Source organism: Enterococcus florum (assembly GCF_004309355.1).
Lineage (GTDB): Bacteria > Bacillota > Bacilli > Lactobacillales > Enterococcaceae > Enterococcus_A > Enterococcus_A florum.
On record NZ_BJCC01000012.1, the window covers coordinates 20716 to 36344 of the forward strand.

20 protein-coding genes and 1 riboswitch are annotated in these 15629 nt (G+C 41.1%); of the genes, 13 read left to right on the forward strand and 7 right to left on the reverse strand.

Annotated elements, in window-relative coordinates; all coding sequences use genetic code 11:
* Positions 1-43: 43 nt before the first annotated feature.
* Positions 44-178 carry a hypothetical protein gene (locus NRIC_RS19685; protein WP_265416102.1) on the forward strand — a complete coding sequence of 45 codons (135 nt, stop codon included), beginning with the start codon at positions 44-46 and terminating at the stop codon, positions 176-178.
* A 15-nt stretch (positions 179-193) separates the two neighbouring features.
* A complete protein-coding gene (locus NRIC_RS07260) occupies positions 194-388 on the forward strand; it encodes a hypothetical protein (protein WP_146622034.1) in 195 nt (64 codons plus the stop codon).
* Positions 389-897: 509 nt separating this feature from the next.
* On the opposite strand, the gene NRIC_RS19835 is transcribed toward NRIC_RS07260, so the two are convergent.
* Positions 898-1050, reverse strand: coding sequence for a helix-turn-helix domain-containing protein (locus tag NRIC_RS19835; protein WP_227873764.1), 153 nt, complete (start codon positions 1048-1050; stop codon positions 898-900).
* Positions 1051-1221: 171 nt separating this feature from the next.
* On the opposite strand from NRIC_RS19835, the gene liaX reads away from it, so the two are divergent.
* The 11 genes from liaX to NRIC_RS19525 all read left to right on the forward strand — a co-directional run bounded on the left by liaX (position 1222) and on the right by NRIC_RS19525 (position 9492).
* The gene (gene liaX, locus NRIC_RS07270) at positions 1222-2778 is read left to right on the forward strand and encodes a daptomycin-sensing surface protein LiaX (RefSeq protein ID WP_146622036.1); all 1557 of its coding nucleotides are present in this window, start codon (positions 1222-1224) and stop codon (positions 2776-2778) included.
* Between the two features lie 12 nt (positions 2779-2790).
* Entirely contained in the window at positions 2791-3087 is a 297-nt protein-coding gene (locus tag NRIC_RS07275; protein ID WP_146622037.1) for a PspC domain-containing protein, read from the forward strand.
* A 175-nt stretch (positions 3088-3262) separates the two neighbouring features.
* Positions 3263-4240, forward strand: a complete 978-nt coding sequence (locus NRIC_RS07280) for a tRNA dihydrouridine synthase (RefSeq protein WP_146622038.1) — start codon at positions 3263-3265, stop codon at positions 4238-4240.
* 151 nt (positions 4241-4391) lie between these two features.
* Positions 4392-4569, forward strand: a riboswitch (cobalamin riboswitch).
* A 197-nt stretch (positions 4570-4766) separates the two neighbouring features.
* Positions 4767-5510, forward strand: coding sequence for an energy-coupling factor ABC transporter permease (locus NRIC_RS07285; RefSeq protein ID WP_146622039.1), 744 nt, complete (start codon positions 4767-4769; stop codon positions 5508-5510).
* On the forward strand, positions 5494-5802 hold the full coding sequence (locus NRIC_RS07290) for an energy-coupling factor ABC transporter substrate-binding protein (protein WP_146622040.1): 309 nt from the start codon (positions 5494-5496) through the stop codon (positions 5800-5802). Before NRIC_RS07285 ends, NRIC_RS07290 begins: the two co-directional genes overlap by 17 nt.
* Positions 5789-6466: a cobalt ECF transporter T component CbiQ gene (gene cbiQ / locus NRIC_RS07295; protein ID WP_146622041.1), complete on the forward strand. Its 678-nt coding sequence runs from the start codon at positions 5789-5791 to the stop codon at positions 6464-6466. Before NRIC_RS07290 ends, cbiQ begins: the two co-directional genes overlap by 14 nt.
* 21 nt (positions 6467-6487) lie before the next feature.
* On the forward strand, positions 6488-7285 hold the full coding sequence (locus tag NRIC_RS07300; RefSeq protein WP_146622042.1) for an energy-coupling factor ABC transporter ATP-binding protein: 798 nt from the start codon (positions 6488-6490) through the stop codon (positions 7283-7285).
* A gap of 111 nt (positions 7286-7396) precedes the next feature.
* Entirely contained in the window at positions 7397-8188 is a 792-nt protein-coding gene (locus NRIC_RS07305; protein WP_146622043.1) for a DUF4931 domain-containing protein, read from the forward strand.
* A 62-nt stretch (positions 8189-8250) separates the two neighbouring features.
* Positions 8251-8910, forward strand: coding sequence for a DUF2461 domain-containing protein (locus NRIC_RS07310; RefSeq protein ID WP_146622044.1), 660 nt, complete (start codon positions 8251-8253; stop codon positions 8908-8910).
* 42 nt (positions 8911-8952) lie between these two features.
* Positions 8953-9159, forward strand: a complete 207-nt coding sequence (locus NRIC_RS19520) for a hypothetical protein (RefSeq protein ID WP_227873758.1) — start codon at positions 8953-8955, stop codon at positions 9157-9159.
* A gap of 105 nt (positions 9160-9264) precedes the next feature.
* Positions 9265-9492 (forward strand): GNAT family N-acetyltransferase, encoded by a 228-nt coding sequence (locus NRIC_RS19525; RefSeq protein ID WP_227873765.1) that lies wholly within the window; start codon positions 9265-9267, stop codon positions 9490-9492.
* Positions 9493-9773: 281 nt separating this feature from the next.
* Here NRIC_RS19525 and NRIC_RS07320 read toward each other — a convergent pair whose 3' ends face one another.
* The 6 genes from NRIC_RS07320 to NRIC_RS07345 all read right to left on the reverse strand — a co-directional run bounded on the left by NRIC_RS07320 (position 9774) and on the right by NRIC_RS07345 (position 15582).
* Positions 9774-11465 carry a recombinase family protein gene (locus NRIC_RS07320; RefSeq protein ID WP_146622045.1) on the reverse strand — a complete coding sequence of 564 codons (1692 nt, stop codon included), beginning with the start codon at positions 11463-11465 and terminating at the stop codon, positions 9774-9776.
* A 105-nt stretch (positions 11466-11570) separates the two neighbouring features.
* On the reverse strand, positions 11571-11765 hold the full coding sequence (locus tag NRIC_RS07325) for a hypothetical protein (protein ID WP_146622046.1): 195 nt from the start codon (positions 11763-11765) through the stop codon (positions 11571-11573).
* Positions 11758-12600 carry a replication-relaxation family protein gene (locus NRIC_RS07330; protein ID WP_146622047.1) on the reverse strand — a complete coding sequence of 281 codons (843 nt, stop codon included), beginning with the start codon at positions 12598-12600 and terminating at the stop codon, positions 11758-11760. The genes NRIC_RS07325 and NRIC_RS07330 overlap by 8 nt, the downstream gene beginning before the upstream one ends.
* A gap of 155 nt (positions 12601-12755) precedes the next feature.
* The gene (locus NRIC_RS07335) at positions 12756-14990 is read right to left on the reverse strand and encodes a type IV secretory system conjugative DNA transfer family protein (RefSeq protein WP_146622048.1); all 2235 of its coding nucleotides are present in this window, start codon (positions 14988-14990) and stop codon (positions 12756-12758) included.
* 4 nt (positions 14991-14994) lie between these two features.
* Entirely contained in the window at positions 14995-15207 is a 213-nt protein-coding gene (locus NRIC_RS07340) for a hypothetical protein (RefSeq protein ID WP_175580021.1), read from the reverse strand.
* A 189-nt stretch (positions 15208-15396) separates the two neighbouring features.
* Positions 15397-15582, reverse strand: coding sequence for a hypothetical protein (locus NRIC_RS07345; RefSeq protein WP_146622050.1), 186 nt, complete (start codon positions 15580-15582; stop codon positions 15397-15399).
* Between the last annotated feature and the right edge of the window lie 47 nt (positions 15583-15629).

Here is a 15629-nt window from a genome sequence, read left to right on the forward strand (position 1 = left end):
AAAGAACACTATGGACATGAACGCGTTAATAAAGAAGGCTTTGATGGTTGTTCATGTTACGAATTTCATTTTCATTTCCGTCACCCAACTAATCTTCACCAGCTTATTTCATCATACAGCTAAACGGGATGTGGAAGAATACTTGATTGTTAAAGGGATGAAGACACAATGGTTGTAGACGATTTTACTGCTGATGAATCATATGCATACTTTTAATCCACAGTTGGTGGCGGAAACTGGCGAGTATCAGATATTTTACGATGTGGACGGAAAAATCGGTAATATGGCGACCGAAGATGTTGGGAAAGCCATGGTAAAAGTATCCAATCAAGTATGCGATAAAAAGGCGAAAATCGCTTATATCGACGTGAAGGATTTCTTAGATTAGAGTCAAGCGAACGATCTTTTCTCTAGAAGATACTTCAAGCATTTAGTTCATTCCTACTCAACTTGAGATTTGGACGGAAATCCCAATGTGTTGACGTAGCTGTTGGGACATGAACCAACGACTTTTGAAGATTAGGCAAAAAGAAAAATTGAACAAATATTCTTAAAGGGTCGAGAGGAAAGAATTCCTATCGGCCTTTTAGGGTTAATTTGTGCTACCTGAGTACATGTGTTCTGCTGACTGATGCTCAAAAGGGGATTTTTTCATTAGTTAATAAATCAGCTGGTAATCGAATTTGATAAGAATGATAAAGTGCTCAGCGTTGCTTTGTAAGCATCCTATAGTTAGCCGTATTTAAAAGTCCCGCGGTCATCTTGTATAGTTAAGGATGATTGCTGAACTTATTAATAGTTTGCTTGGACAGTATCATTCCATAGAAAGACCCCTGTAGTTGATACCATAAGTTTAACAGCCGTTTAAGGAGGAGGGAGAGGAAACGACACGCCTTGCTATAAGACGTTTACGTTGTCTTGGATCATCGAAGTTGCTCCAAAATAATTCTTTGATTTTTTTTTGATACGATATGCAACGGTATTTTTGTACACATGCAGCGGTTCAGCGATACTGTCGAGATGGTGATCACACTTAATATAAACTTGCATGGTTTCTAAATGAGCCAATTTTATGATTCATTCTAAAAAAGAACCGAATGATTTTAATCGAAAACCGACAAAATGACTAGTCAAAAATACTTCTTTTGACCTATGAAAAAAATGAAATTCTCTTGCATAATAGAGTCATGAAGAAAGAGAGTCCAACAAGGAGGCACTAGCATGGCGATACGAAAAGAAATTTTAGAAGCAATCAAGGATGGTACGATCACACCTGAAGAAGGATTGGAATTATTAGAACAAATCGAGCAGTCGGATGAAATAGATTTAGAAATGGACCACAAGGAAGAAGTAAAACCGGAATCCAAGGAAAGTGAGACAGAATTAAAAACACAGGAAGATCAGGTACCAGACGAACCACAGGATCAGGTGGCAAATTTGATCGATGAATGGCTGACCAGCGATCATGAAAAGCGGGTGGATCATTCCGAGGACAACAAAGAAAGCTCGTCCTCTTCTGGTAAAGCGACTTCTAAAGAAAACGATACATTGAAAAAAATCCATGCAATCGATCAGCAGATTCAACCGATCAATGAGCTGCTGAAGGAAAAGCAAGAAATTCATCGAAACTTGAAGCTAGAGGCCGAATTAGAAATCATTTCTGAAGAAAATGCTGCATTGTATGAACAAACCAAAGAGGAAATAGCGGAGCTGGAAGCGAAAATCGATCAATTGAAGAAAGACAAGGAAGTTGTTGAACGAGATTTCTATTCCATTCCCGTCTGGCATACCGAACCGACAGATTATGAAGAGCTGTATGAGGATGACGAGGAGGAAGAGCAGCCGAGAGAACCGGTCAATGACCTCAGCACGCGAATCAATCAATTGGTCAATCGGACTTTGAAAACCGTTACGGATACAGTGGATGGGAAATTTACGGAATTCGGCATGCCGAGCGTTGGAAGAACAAGCTTCGAACATCAGTTTACGTTCCGCGAAAGCAGCGTGACTGATCTGGATATCAAATTGGCCAACGGAATGGTTGTTCTTAAAACTTGGCCAAGATCGGATATCAATGTGGAAGCGGAGATCGAATTTCACGGAGACGTGTACGGCACCGACCCGCTCGAAGCATTTTTAGAACGCAGCCAGATCGAGGTGGAGGAAGATCAGCTGTTGTTTCATGTCCATAATAAGCGAATCCATGCAGAATTAACGTTCTATTTGCCAGAGAAAATTTACGACCATCTGGTGATTCGGTTGTTAAACAGTGAATTGGTCGTGGAAGAAATTGCAGCTAAAGACATGTATATCAAGGCTGTGAACGGTGATCTTCAGTTAGACACGGTCAATGCTGCGTTGTTAGAAATCCAAGGAACAGATAACGAGATCGAACTTCACAATGGATCAATCAACGATTCGATCATCGAGACAGTCAACGGATCGATTACTTCTAAAGCAGACGTAGTCAACCTCGATGCATCGATCGTCAACGGCGAGATCCGCATCACAGCAGGGAATCCGGACTTGAAACGAATTCGTGCGAACTCGTTAAATGGCAATGTGAAAGTTTCCCTTCCTACGATGATTGGATTGGAAGGCGTTGCAAAAACCGATTTAGGAGAAATCAATTACCGTCTTTCTGATTTTCAAACAGTCAGGGAGCGTAGAGATGCTAGACAACGTCTGTTTCATTTTAGAAGGGAAGCTGGATCGACTGCTCAAATTGATGTATCTTCGAAGACCGGCAGCATTTTTCTGAAAGATTTTGATAGATAGAGGAGAATAGAGATGACTAGAAAATTAACCAAATCAAAAAGCAATGTTGTTCTGACTGGTGCTTTAGCAGGGATTGCTGAATATATAGGGATCGATCCAACCATCGCACGCATCTTGTTTATTTTTGCGACGATCGGATTGCAAGGAAGCCCGATTTTTATTTACTTATTATTCGCAGTATTGATGCCAAAAGCAGATGTGAACCATGGGCGCTACCGAACTCCATATGATCGTCCGCAGCCATCAAAAGCTCGGAAAAACAGCAAAAAAGCGGCTCGTGTGGAGGATGGCGAGTGGAGTGATTTTTAGAAATAAGTTCAAAAAGAGGCTGATCCGTTCAATGGGTCAGCCTTTTTGTATGGGTCAAAGCTGCAACGAAAGACTTTTTTAGTCTCAGTTTTTGCTTCTTACGACGATTCCTAGTACAATAGCTTTGTTTTGAATGTGAATCACCCTCTGTGTAGGGGAGGAGGACAAAGTCAATATGATAACAAATTTTTGGTCAGATCTGCCGAAGCCTTTTTTTATTTTGGCTCCGATGGAAGACGTGACAGATGTGGTCTTTCGCCATGTCGTGAAGGAGGCTGGAGCTCCGGATGTATTTTTCACTGAGTTTACGAATTCAGATAGCTTTTGTCATCCTGACGGAATCGAAAGTGTTCGAGGAAGGCTGGTCTTTACGGAAGATGAGCAGCCAATGGTGGCGCATATCTGGGGGGACAACCCAGCATTTTTCAAGGAAATGAGTATCGCCTTGGCAGAAATGGGTTTCCAAGGAATCGATTTAAATATGGGATGTCCGGTTCCAAACGTGGCAGAGCGGGGAAAGGGCAGCGGCTTGATCCTGCGTCCTGAAGTTGCGGCAGAGTTGATTGAAGCGACTAAGGCGAGTGGCCTGCCAGTTAGTGTCAAGACGCGGATTGGTTTCACTGAAACTGCTGAACTTGGGGATTGGATCAGTCATTTATTAAAGCAGGATATTGCCAACCTTTCTGTTCACTTGCGGACTAGAAAGGAAATGAGCAAGGTGGATGCGCATTGGGAAGTTATTCCTCAGATTGTGAGTCTGCGCGATAAGATCGCTCCACATACTCGAATCACTATCAACGGGGATATCCAGGATCGCAAAATGGGCTTGGAGCTGGCAAAGCGATACGGTGTCGACGGCATTATGATCGGTCGAGGGATTTTTAAAAATCCGTATGCTTTTGAACAGGTCCCAAAAGAGCATACAGTCAAGGAACGGATCGGCTTGCTGCGCTTGCAGCTGGATCTGCAGGATCGCTATGCAGAGCAAGTTCCTCGTACAATCGTCGGCCTGCATCGTTTCTTTAAAATCTATATCAAAGGATTCTCTGGAGCCAATGAGTTGCGGATCCAACTAATGCACACGACGTCAGCAGAGGACGTCCGAGCTGTTTTAGACCGCTTCGAGCAAGAAAATCGTGAAGTCTTAGAATAGAATCAATAGGTAAAGGATCGCTGATTAGCGGTCCTTTAATTTGTGGAATTTGAGCAGCGACTATGATTTTATCATTATTTTGTCTTTTTCTTGTGAAATTGATAGATTGTAGCCTTCTTGTTGATGGAACGTATAGATTTTCACGGTGATTGGCTATAATGAGGTGAACAACTAAATATTTCGCATGTAAGATGAGGGAATGGGGTGAGAATCCCCAACAGACCCTTTCTACTGTATGAGCTGACGAAATCTCAAGGTGTCACTTCACGGGAAGACGAGAAAGTAGGTTGAAGCGAAGTCAGGATACCTGTCCTATGTGCCAAAAATGATTGTATTGGGAAAATCGTTTTGCAGGTGAATACATTCCATCAAAGGATTACTTTGCCATATTGATCGATGCTGAACGGATTTTCGAATACGTTCGGCATCTTTTTTGATACCGTCGTTTGTCGTAAGGAAAGTGGTTTGATCAAGTGTTGGAGGGCGATTCAAGTAAAAAGGTTTTACAAGAAGGGAAGAATGAGCGATGAAGCGAAATAAGTATGGGAAACTGATTCTTTTAGCTGCTATTATGATATTCTTGATGCCGCAACAAGCCTACGCAATGCATATTATGGAGGGCTTTCTGCCTTTTGGCTGGTGTTTATTCTGGTATGCGATGTTTGCACCGTTTTTCATTTTCGGGCTGATGAAGATCAAAAAAATGACAGCGGAAAATCCGCAAAATAAAATTTTGTTGGCTTTTAGCGGGGCATTTATTTTTATTTTGTCAGCGTTAAAGATTCCATCGGTTACTGGATCAACTTCTCATCCAACAGGAGTTGGGTTAGGTACTGCATTGTTTGGACCAAGCGTGATCAGTGTTTTAGGAACGATCTGCTTGTTGTTTCAAGCATTGCTGCTGGCGCATGGCGGGATCACTACATTGGGGGCTAATGCCTTTTCGATGGCTGTTGTAGGTCCTTTTGTTGGATATGCGGTCTATCAGGTGATGAGAAAAACGGGTGTTTCCGTGACGATTAGTCTTTTCACTTGTGCCTTTTTGGCAGATCTGGCGACTTATCTAATGACATCTATTCAGTTGGGGATTGTTTTTCCGGATCCGTCTGGCGGGATGATTGGGGCAATCGCCAAATTTATGGGGGTCTTTCTTTTGACTCAATTGCCGATTGCTATTGCAGAGGGGTTGTTGACTGTCGTTGCTTATAATTTGATCGCTGCGAATTATCCAGCCAAAGAAGGAGGTCTCTTGCATGAAGGCAGAAAGTAAAACACAATCAAAAACAGGGTTGAATATCATTTTGCTGTTGGCAGTCGTGCTGTTGATGGTGGGAGCGCTGCTGATTAATCAAAACGGTGAGTATGGTGGATCAGACGGGCAGGCAGAAGAAATGATCACAGAGCTGAATCCAGACTATACCCCGTGGTTTGAATCACTGTTAGAACCAAAAAGCGGAGAGATCGAAAGCTTATTATTCACCCTGCAAGGAAGTCTAGGTGTGGGGATTATTACTTACATTTTAGGATATTACAAAGGAAAGAAGAAACATGCTGCCGATTGATCAGATTGCTTACGGGAATCGACTGCTGGATCTCTCGCCAGAACGAAAAGGTGTTGCTTATTTATGCCTATTGCTGCTTTGCTTTTTTACCAATCCAAAAGTTCAAATCGGCTTAGTGTTGATTTTGTCAGCAACCACGATCTATGTTGCAAGAGTCACTTTTCGTCGTTACCTCAAATGGTTGTTGATTCCACTCCCCTTTCTTTTGATCAGTGTACTGTCGATCATTCTATCGGTCGATTCAGATCCAGCAGTGTTTCTGGCTGCGATTCCTTTTTTCAAAAGCTTTCTAGGAATTTCGCAGACCTTGTTAGAGACAGCTATACATTTATTCTTTCGATCCTTGAGCTGTTTGACCAGCACCTATCTTTTCGTTCTAACGGTGCCCTTTCAACAAATCCTGTACCTCATGAAACGATGTTGTCTTCCGAGGGTATTGATCGAGATCACGATGTTGATGTACCGCTTCATTTTTATCTTTTTGGACGAAGTGTCGGTACTGAAAAAATCGCAGGAAATGCGTTTTGGCTATCGAGGATTAAAGAACAGTTATCATTCGTTAGGGTTGCTGCTGCGGGTATTGTTCCAACAGACCTTTACGCGAGTTCACCGAATGAATGTCTCATTGGAAATGAAATTTTTTAGCGGTGATTTTCCCCTTTGACCCGCGGAGGAAGGTTGACTTATGTTCAAAATAGAGAATTTGTGTGTCAGCTATGACCAGCAAAATGAAGTACTGCATGATTTGATGATGACCTTTGAACATCAATCGTCAATCGGGATCATCGGGGCCAACGGGTCGGGGAAGTCGACACTCTTTTCAGCGTTAGTGGGACTTTTGAAACCTTCTAAAGGAAAGATCGTGTACCAGGGAAAGCCCCTTAGCTACAAAAAGGCTGATCTATTTACTTACCGACAAGAAGTCGGAATTGTATTTCAAGAACCGGATCAGCAATTGTTTTACTCGATCGTTGAAGAAGATGTCGCTTTTGCCTTAAAAAATTTGGGACTTTCGCAAGCGGTGATCGACGAACGAATGGAAGAGGCTTTTGAACTGCTCGGTATTCAGCACTTGCGCAAGCGTCCGCTTCAATATTTAAGCTATGGACAGAAGAAACGTGTCGCTATTGCGAGTGTGTTAGTCCTGAAAACCAAATGGCTGCTGTTGGATGAACCGACTGCAGGTCTGGACCCTCGAGGAAAACGACAAATGGTGGCGATTATCCATCAGCTGCTGCAACAGGGCACAAAAATCATTTTGTCTAGTCATGACATGGATTTAATGTATGAAGCGTGCGATTATTTTTATGTTTTAAAAGAAGGCAGTATCGTGTTAGATGGAAAAAAAGAGTTTGTCTTTTTGAAACAAAAAATCTTAGAGGATGCTGGATTGGAACAGCCCTGGTTAGTCAGAATCCATCAAGCACTGGACTTGCCATTGTACGCTTCTGAAGCAGAATTCATGCGTAACCAACTTAAATAGACGTCGAGTTAGGAGAAGCTTGTTCTCCTAATTTTTTTTGGAAAGATTTATACTTGTTCCTTTGTCAGATCAAGTATATGATGGAAAAAAGCACAAAGGAGAAATCGCAGTTTGAAAGGAAAAGAAGAACAACAGCGGCCACTGATATTCTCTCATGCCGCAGCACAGGGCAAGCCGCAGCATATGACGGCCGAAAAGTTGGGGTGTCCATTTTGCGACTATGCAGAAGAAGAGAATGTCTTAAAACGATCAGGGGAATTTTCCTGGGTGTTGAATAAATATCAAACGTTGGAACAAACTTTGCAGACTATCATTATTGAAACCAATGACCATGATGCAGACATGTCTACTTATAGCCGCGAATACAACCGCAGTCTGCTAAAATTCGCATTTGAATGCTGGCAGGAGATCAAACAGGATCCGCGTTTTCGCTCAGTGCTGCTTTATAAGAATCATGGTCCTCTGTCAGGGGGCAGTCTCAAGCATGCGCATATGCAGGTAGTTGGACTTGAGGATTTAGATGGGGAAGAAAGTCTTACGGATGAAAATTTTGAGGGAGTCGAAGTTCTTTCAGATAACGGTCTGACGGTTAATTTTTCTACGCAGCCGATCATGGGTTTTTTAGAGATCAATTTGATCACTCCTGCTCACGGTGTTCATGAACAAGATGCTTTTGCAGATATGATCCAGAAGGCCGTGCAATTTATTTTGAATCACTACTATAAAGGACGAAGCGAGAGTTTTAATCTGTTTTTCTTTGAACGAGGAGAAAAACTGATCGCCAAGCTCACACCAAGATTTATGGTATCGCCTTATTACGTCGGTTACAAAATTTCCCAAACCTTTACAAACGACCACCTTCACGGTATTCGAGACGAGTTCCGAGCTTTTTTGAAATCGTAGAGAATTTTTTTCAACTCGGTGCCGCTATAGAACTGAAAAATGCCAAAGAAAAGGAGCAGAGCATGAACGAACTTTTTACCTATTTGAGAAACCTGCAGCAAAACAACCAACGAGAGTGGTTTCACGCTCATAAACCAGAACGCATGGCAGCCACTCAACAGTTTGAAAAGCTGGTCAATGAGCTGAACATCGCTTTAGCTGACATGGATGAGACCATTGCTGTCCACGATCCGAAAACATTGACTTATCGTTTCAATCGCGATCTTCGTTTTGCGAAGGATAAGACTCCTTATATGCCGGCTTTTAGAGCCAATATTGCCCCACACGGGAAAGCCTTCATTCCCGTCGGCTATTATCTGTTTATCATGCCAGGAAATCGGTCGTTTCTTGGAGGTGGGCTTTATGCGGACAGTATTCCAGAGGTGACAGAAGCGATCCGTAAACAGATCAGTCGACGACCGCAGGAATTTATGACCATTCTTGAAGAACCGGATTTCAAACAAGATTTTGAGGTATTGGGCACCAAGCTAAAACGCATGCCCCGAGGATTTGAAGAGTTCAAGGACAGCACTATCGCTGAGTATCTGAAGCATAAAAGCTGGCATTTGTCCTACGAGTTATCAGACAGCGACTTGTTGGAATCACCAAATGTTATTGAAGAAGCGATTGACGTTTTTCAAAGGATAAAACCATTCAATCATTTTATCAATCGTGCGTTATAAAGAGTATTCGTTAGTCTTAAGGACTGGAAGGAAGAAGTTAGAGTGGAATTATGTCCTATCGGAACAAATGAGGTAGGAAGCAAACGACTTCTTTTTAGGCGATTCATCTTGAAGGACAATTTGTCGATTCGAACCAACTGGGCTGGCGATGAAGAAATCCAAAAGTTGTATTCGGAACCTGCCTATAAAACAGAAGAAGCGAACGATTTTTTGAAAAAAGTAATTGAGCACTATCAAAGCGAGCAATAGTATCGATGGGCAATCTGTTTAAAAAGTGAGCCGGAGAACTGCATTGGACAAATTGCCTACTTCATGATCAACGAGAAGAATCATTGGGGTGAAATCGAATAATGCATTGGCCAAGCCTTCCAAAATCGAGGGTACATGACCGAAGCGATTCAACGTATTTTGGAGGTCGGTTTTTCTGATAATGGATTGCATAAGGTTCAAGTCTGCCACAAAGAAAATAATCTTCCTTCGCAACGTGTCATTGAAAAAATCATTTTGTATACGAAGGAACTCTTAGAGATTATTTTTGTATGGATGGAGTGTATGTTGACCGTCTTTATTATTCCATGTTGAGAAGTGATGGCAGCATCAATAGATCAGGAGCTTTTATCACGGAAGCCCTAGTTCTTATTTGATTACAGTGCGTGATAAAACAGTTAGAATGCCCAAAAATAGAGAAAGGATGTGTACTGATCAATGAGTATACATCCTTTTTCTGTGAAATTCGCGCTATTTATAACATCTTTTTCTGTCCACTTATATTAAAAATAGGGTAAAATAGGCTCTTATGAGGGTTACCAGTAAAACACTAAATGTGTAAAACTGTACCAGACAAGACAATTCTTGTCTGGTTTTTATGCTTGTAGTTCTGTAACATCTAATGCGCCTACAAAGTTATAGTAAATATCTACTACTTGGGTGTTTCGTCGGTGTCTATCCGATTTATGAATTTCAATCCGTTCAATCAAAGTATTTACAATAGTAGGCGTAAGTTTTTCTAAAGTACTAAACTGCTTAATCACTTTAATAAACTTCTGTACATTTTGCCTTTGCTCTTGTTGTTGCTTAATTAGTTGGCTGGCATTAGCTACAAAACTTTCTAATTCTTGTTGTTCTGATTCATAATCTTTTGAGAACTTCATAAACCGCTCATCGGAAAGCTTACCAGTGAGGTTATCTTCATATAGTCGTTTGATAATATTATCAAGTTCAATAATCCGCTTCTCAGCTTTGATTAATTTTCGTTCTTGCTGTTTGGCTTCTTTGGTGCTTTCTTCTTCGTTTCGCTTTTCCAGAAAGTTTTTAAACCGTGTTTCCATATTAGACACTAGTTCAATCTTTTGATTAATATCAGCTAATACAATTTGTTCTAAAGTTACTTGTCGGATATAGTGAGCATTATTACAGTCAATCTTTCGGCTCTGGTAGCCAGAACACAAATATCTTTCCTGTCTGGGTGAAACGCTATTGCCAGTGCAAAAATAGTGGCGATTCCCACAATCTGCACAAAAGACTAATCCAGCGAATAAGCCTTTTTTACCAGTTCTAGTCCGTCTTTGCCGTTGTTTCCTTAGATTTTGGACAATATCAAAAGTCTCTTGGTCAATAATTGGCTCATGAGTATTCTCAAAAATCACATATTTATCGGGACTATTATTGAACTTCCGCTTGTCTTTATATGTTTTTTTAAAGGTCTTAAAATTCACCGTGTGCCCTAAGTATTCCATTTTTTTTAGGATTTCAGCGACTGTGGCGCCTTCCCATTGATAGGGGTTAGGTGGTAGTTTTGCAGTAGACTTCACTCCATTAGAAAGATAATGTTCCGTTGGAGTGTTAACTTTCTCGGCGTGTAGTCTGTTAGCAATTTGAGTGACTCCCATACCAGATTTACAATAGTCAAAAATCTTCTTCACAATTTCTGCCGCGTCATCATCAATTAACCAATGGTTTTTGTCGTTTGGGTCTTTTTTGTAGCCAAATGGTGCGTTATGACAAAGTTTTTCGCCAGACAATCCCTTATCTTTAAAAACAGATTTAATTTTACGACTGGTGTCCTTGGCTTGCATTTCGTTCAGGATATTAAGGAACGGTAAAATATCCATTTCGGTAGTATCCATATTATCTGAGTCAACGTTATTGCCAATCGCAATAAAACGAATATCTAATTTAGGAAATAGAATATCCGTATATAAGCCGACCTCAATATGAGAACGTCCAAAACGTGACATATCTTTTACGACAAAGTTTTTTACCTTGCCAGCTTGCGCCAGAGCTAAAGCTTCTTTGAAAGCGGGACGATTAAAGTTAGTTCCACTGTAGCCGTCATCTACGAAAAACTGAGTATTAAACAGATGATTCTCTCGTGCAAACTTTTCTAGCATTGCTTTTTGATTGATGATTGAATTACTTTCGCCCTCCATATCATCATCACGAGACAAACGACAGTAAAGAACAGTTATATCTTGAGTGGCATTTTTCGCCTTTTGTGGGTTCAAAAGATTATGATATTCAGTTGTCAAAGTGCTTTGCAAAGTTTCTTGTTTCATTGTTATTTACCCCTTTCTGGAGGTAAACTAGAAACCTTGCGGTCATCTACTATTATACCATTAATCACTGTATAAATGTTGATTTGGCAAGGTTTCTTTACCTATTTACTCGTTATTTTGTTCTTGCTTTTTAGCTTCTTGTATCACTAAAGCTAGTAAGGAATTGGCTAGTTTTTGATAGCCTTCTTTCTTGACGTAGCTATTGACTTGGTATGATTTATTGCCAATTTTTAACTCAAATGAGCCGTATTCTTTGTGGGCTTGGTTGGGTTTTTTAGTGATGTTTTCGTTTTTAATCATCCTCGCTTTCTTGTTCATTTCCAGCAATTAACGTTTCAAATTCTTCCATTGTAATCACTCGAAACAGCATTTCGGCTTTGGGTAGCTCATAGCGGATATATCGGGTTAATTGTTCACGGCGCTTTTCATGTGGCACGATCCACACCACGAACGGGAAAACGTGGGCTTCATTTTGCCGTTGTTCTACGCCACTATTAGCGTAAGCAATATACTGTTTGGCTTTTACAATGCACTTTGACGGTGGTTCGGTGGCTCTATCTAATTCCAGAAAATAGTGGTCAACATATTCATCTAGTGCCAGACTCACATATAAATCGGGTTTTAGATAAGTAGCTACGCCTTTTTCTGAATACGTCCGCCAGCAACGGGGTTCGTGCTGGACTTCTAACAATTCAATTTTCTTTTGTTGGTCAAGTTCAATTAGTTTTGTATAAGCTTCTGAAATTGACAGCGTGTGTTCTAGGAATAAAATGCTTGGTTCCATTAAGCGCCGACGGCTGGCTTTTAGTTCTAAATCATCTAACTTTAGTAACTGGTAGCCAGCACTGGAAATAGTCCAGATTGTCGCACGGCTTCCAGCTCTCGCCCCTCCAATACGTCTTTCTAAACAATCAATAATCCCGTAGCTTTGTAGCTTTTTTAAACGGCGGTTACACGTCCGTAAGTTATGAGAATCGTTGCTATTTTTAGTGAAGAAAATTCGTTGTAATTGGCTGGCGGTCATGAATTTTAATTTGTAAATCGTCCGTAAAATCTCAAAATTTCGCGAGTCCAGTCGTGCCGATAGGTCAATCAGGTATTGCCGACTTATGCGTTCGTTTTGTTCTTTTGTCATGATTGGTTCACTCCTCCGTGGGAGGTCGCCCCGCGCATTTAAAAATTAGTAGAAGTGCGGGGTGAGTCACGTCCCTTAAATTAATTTTGGTTAATTGTTACACCTTAAAGAAAACCGTGTTCGTATGCACGATGAGACAACCGAAAAGACAAAAATTATTGGTCTTTTTTGCCTGGTTTTCTTTTGGCTCTGCCGATAGTTAAATCGGGTTCAATGTTATCTTTGAAATCTAACTCAGTATCATTTTTTTCAATTAGGTCAATATATGACTTTTCAATTTCAGAAAGTTCAACGCCGTATTTTTCGGTACTTTGAATAAAGACATCGGCTGGCTGGCGTTTGCTCGGGAGTGGGGCGAAAGTTTTTCCGCTAATCCAAACATTAGCAATTTCTTTTCTGCTCAAGGTGGTATACACTTGATACTGAGGCAATGACATCACATGTTTTGCTTCACATATTGACGCTGTCAGGTCGCTATACTCGGCAGCGTCTTTTTTGTTTGGGGTTCCGAAAATTACTTTTGACCGACAATTTGAAAAGATGGTTTCTTTGAGTGACGGCGAAAGCTGTTTTAGGTTCTGAAATGCCAGCACTGTACCAAGCCCGAGCCCTCTGGTTAAGCTGAGCATACTTTCTAAATCGGAACCAATACGGTTTAGGAAATTGTGCACCTCGTCTATATACATCACGACAGGCTTTCTCTTGTGTTCTGGGATTTCGGCTCGCTTCATAGCAATATCGAATATCTGGTTAATCAGTAAACTACCCGCTAGCTCTGCCACTGTCTGCCCGACAACCCCAGAGTTTAGAGGAATTATTAATATACGGTTCTTAGTGAAGACATCTTCTAGCGAAAACTTAGGGTTTGGCTGTCCTAACAGTCCTTTTAATGCGGGTCGCATGAGTAAGACTCTTAGTTTGTTCATAACGGGGGCTAATTGTTTGTTACGTTCGCCGTCTGAAAGACTATTGAAGTAACTCCAGTAAGTCTCCAGCCCTAACTTATCGTCTAAATTAGCGGTCATTTTCTTTCTAAAACTGGCATTGTTTAGCAGAATTGGTAAATGTAATAGCGTGGTGTTTTTGTTTTTGGCAAGTGTGAGGATTGCAGACTGTAAAATATCTTCTGTATAGACTCCCCATGTATCAGCGAATAAAGATTTAAATGACGCTAGAATGCTTTCAGCCACCAGTTCAGGATTACGGTTACCTTGTAAGCTTTGAAGTGGGTTAATACCAATATACTTTTGATTGGGATTACCTAAATCCATTACCACTACATCATTTAAACGGTGTTCTGGTAGTTTTTCAACCAGTGAAGACGCCAGACTATATTTAGGGTCAATCAGGATTAATCCTTGACCGTTTTTAGCGTCCTCGACGCACAACCGTTCAATTAGTGCCGATTTACCTGAGCCGACAACTCCAGCGATCATCATGCCCTTGAGGGCGTCTTGAGCGCTTAAATGTAATAGTTTGCGCTGGGTGGGATCATCGTTTAAGGTTTCGCCAAAGGCTCGCACGTTCTTAGTGGGGTTAGTCATGTTTCGGGGTGGCAATAATACTTTTTGGGTCACATCACGTACGCCTAAAAATGAGCCGTCACCAGTCGGCAACATAAACAAATTTGCCATTTCTTTGACGCTTAACTTTTGAGAATACCGCCACGGGGCTTTTGCATGGTTCAGGCGGTCAGTTTCTTCATTTTGCAAGTAAAGTTTCACGCCGATAGCTTCCAGTGTTTTGAGGGCTGAAAACAGGCTTAAAATGTAGCTCTGTTGCTTGGTTTGGTCTTTAGCGTTCACACCTAAACGAATAACCGTATTGAGCTGAAAGCTTTCAGTTTTAGCTTTGACTGAGTTTCTGATTTCATTAGTCGCTACTGGTACATTGCCCGATAATATCGACCACCATGAGGCGTTAGGTTCAGGAATTTGTCGGCTAACAGAACGAGGCGCCAGCGTGCTACCCAAAACAATTTGTAACACCAGCTCATCTTCTTTATCTACTTGTGCCAGCGTGGACAGAACAGCTCGACATAAGGCGGTATTGTCGGATATTTTAAGCGACAACATCGGTTGGTTGACAGTTAGCTTTTTACATAGCTTAACGGGTGTTCGCTTGTCGGTATTGGCTTTTAAAGGTACTGAAAAATCCACGCTCCCATAGCCCCGAAACAACTTTTCTAATCGGTAAAACTCACTCTTCTCAGCGCCAAGAAAATAGCGGACATGGTTGCTGTCTTTAGGGCTTCTAATTTCCCAGATAATTGGCTTGCGTGGTTCTTGGGTAGCAATAGCCCCGATTAGTTCCGTAACCTTTAGAAAGTCAATCTCACGTTGCCAGTAAACTTGTTTAAAGGTCAGTTCATGAAAACTACGTTTTGTCATGTTCTCACCACCAATCTTTCTTGGCTTTTTTGATTCGCCAGCCAATCGTCAAACACACGACGAATATAGCTAGGAACAAAAGCGGTAGCCAGATTTCGGCTAGCATAGCAATGCCGATTCTGAGCAACCAGCACGCCAGTACAAACAGAATTACATTGTTGACTAACTTTTTCATGGGCGGGGTCACGTCCTTGTCTTTGTCGTCTTTTTTTGTCATTTTGCATTTAAGCTCCTTTCTTTTTTCTTAATGACCGTTGCTAATTTAAGCTTAAATTAAACAAAAGCACAATCTTTTCAACAATTTAAAAACCAAACGAGAAGACAGTTTTTTGCTTGATTTTTTAGTGTAGCAACAAAAGCAATATTGCATATTTTCTCGATAGTGTAGTAATTACAACGCTTTTTCTTATGGCGGTTCGTCTGCTTCTTTTTCTGTTCTATTCTTAGGCAAAGACTTAGCCCATTGAGAATAAAATTGCTTAGTGAGTTCAGAAAGTGGACTGGCTTTTATTTTGTCTTCAATGGCAAGCTTGTATCTTAATAATTCAGCGTCTTTATATAACTTGTCTGGAATGGTTCTTGGTGGGGTCATGGTTAATCACTCCTTCTATGAGGTGGCGCTAACTCATGGATTGAGCT

What these genes read in the sequence shown, in the direction of transcription:
- NRIC_RS19685 (WP_265416102.1), top strand. Translation starts at nt 44, where the DNA reads ATGGTTGTTCATGTTACGAATTTCATTTTCATTTCCGTCACCCAACTA.
- NRIC_RS07260 (WP_146622034.1), top strand. Translation starts at nt 194, where the DNA reads ATGAATCATATGCATACTTTTAATCCACAGTTGGTGGCGGAAACTGGC.
- NRIC_RS19835 (WP_227873764.1), bottom strand. Translation starts at nt 1,050, where the DNA reads ATGCAAGTTTATATTAAGTGTGATCACCATCTCGACAGTATCGCTGAA.
- liaX (WP_146622036.1), top strand. Translation starts at nt 1,222, where the DNA reads ATGGCGATACGAAAAGAAATTTTAGAAGCAATCAAGGATGGTACGATC.
- NRIC_RS07275 (WP_146622037.1), top strand. Translation starts at nt 2,791, where the DNA reads ATGACTAGAAAATTAACCAAATCAAAAAGCAATGTTGTTCTGACTGGT.
- NRIC_RS07280 (WP_146622038.1), top strand. Translation starts at nt 3,263, where the DNA reads ATGATAACAAATTTTTGGTCAGATCTGCCGAAGCCTTTTTTTATTTTG.
- NRIC_RS07285 (WP_146622039.1), top strand. Translation starts at nt 4,767, where the DNA reads ATGAAGCGAAATAAGTATGGGAAACTGATTCTTTTAGCTGCTATTATG.
- NRIC_RS07290 (WP_146622040.1), top strand. Translation starts at nt 5,494, where the DNA reads ATGAAGGCAGAAAGTAAAACACAATCAAAAACAGGGTTGAATATCATT.
- cbiQ (WP_146622041.1), top strand. Translation starts at nt 5,789, where the DNA reads ATGCTGCCGATTGATCAGATTGCTTACGGGAATCGACTGCTGGATCTC.
- NRIC_RS07300 (WP_146622042.1), top strand. Translation starts at nt 6,488, where the DNA reads ATGTTCAAAATAGAGAATTTGTGTGTCAGCTATGACCAGCAAAATGAA.
- NRIC_RS07310 (WP_146622044.1), top strand. Translation starts at nt 8,251, where the DNA reads ATGAACGAACTTTTTACCTATTTGAGAAACCTGCAGCAAAACAACCAA.
- NRIC_RS07320 (WP_146622045.1), bottom strand. Translation starts at nt 11,465, where the DNA reads ATGAAACAAGAAACTTTGCAAAGCACTTTGACAACTGAATATCATAAT.
- NRIC_RS07325 (WP_146622046.1), bottom strand. Translation starts at nt 11,765, where the DNA reads ATGATTAAAAACGAAAACATCACTAAAAAACCCAACCAAGCCCACAAA.
- NRIC_RS07330 (WP_146622047.1), bottom strand. Translation starts at nt 12,600, where the DNA reads ATGACAAAAGAACAAAACGAACGCATAAGTCGGCAATACCTGATTGAC.
- NRIC_RS07335 (WP_146622048.1), bottom strand. Translation starts at nt 14,990, where the DNA reads ATGACAAAACGTAGTTTTCATGAACTGACCTTTAAACAAGTTTACTGG.
- NRIC_RS07340 (WP_175580021.1), bottom strand. Translation starts at nt 15,207, where the DNA reads ATGACAAAAAAAGACGACAAAGACAAGGACGTGACCCCGCCCATGAAA.
- NRIC_RS07345 (WP_146622050.1), bottom strand. Translation starts at nt 15,582, where the DNA reads ATGACCCCACCAAGAACCATTCCAGACAAGTTATATAAAGACGCTGAA.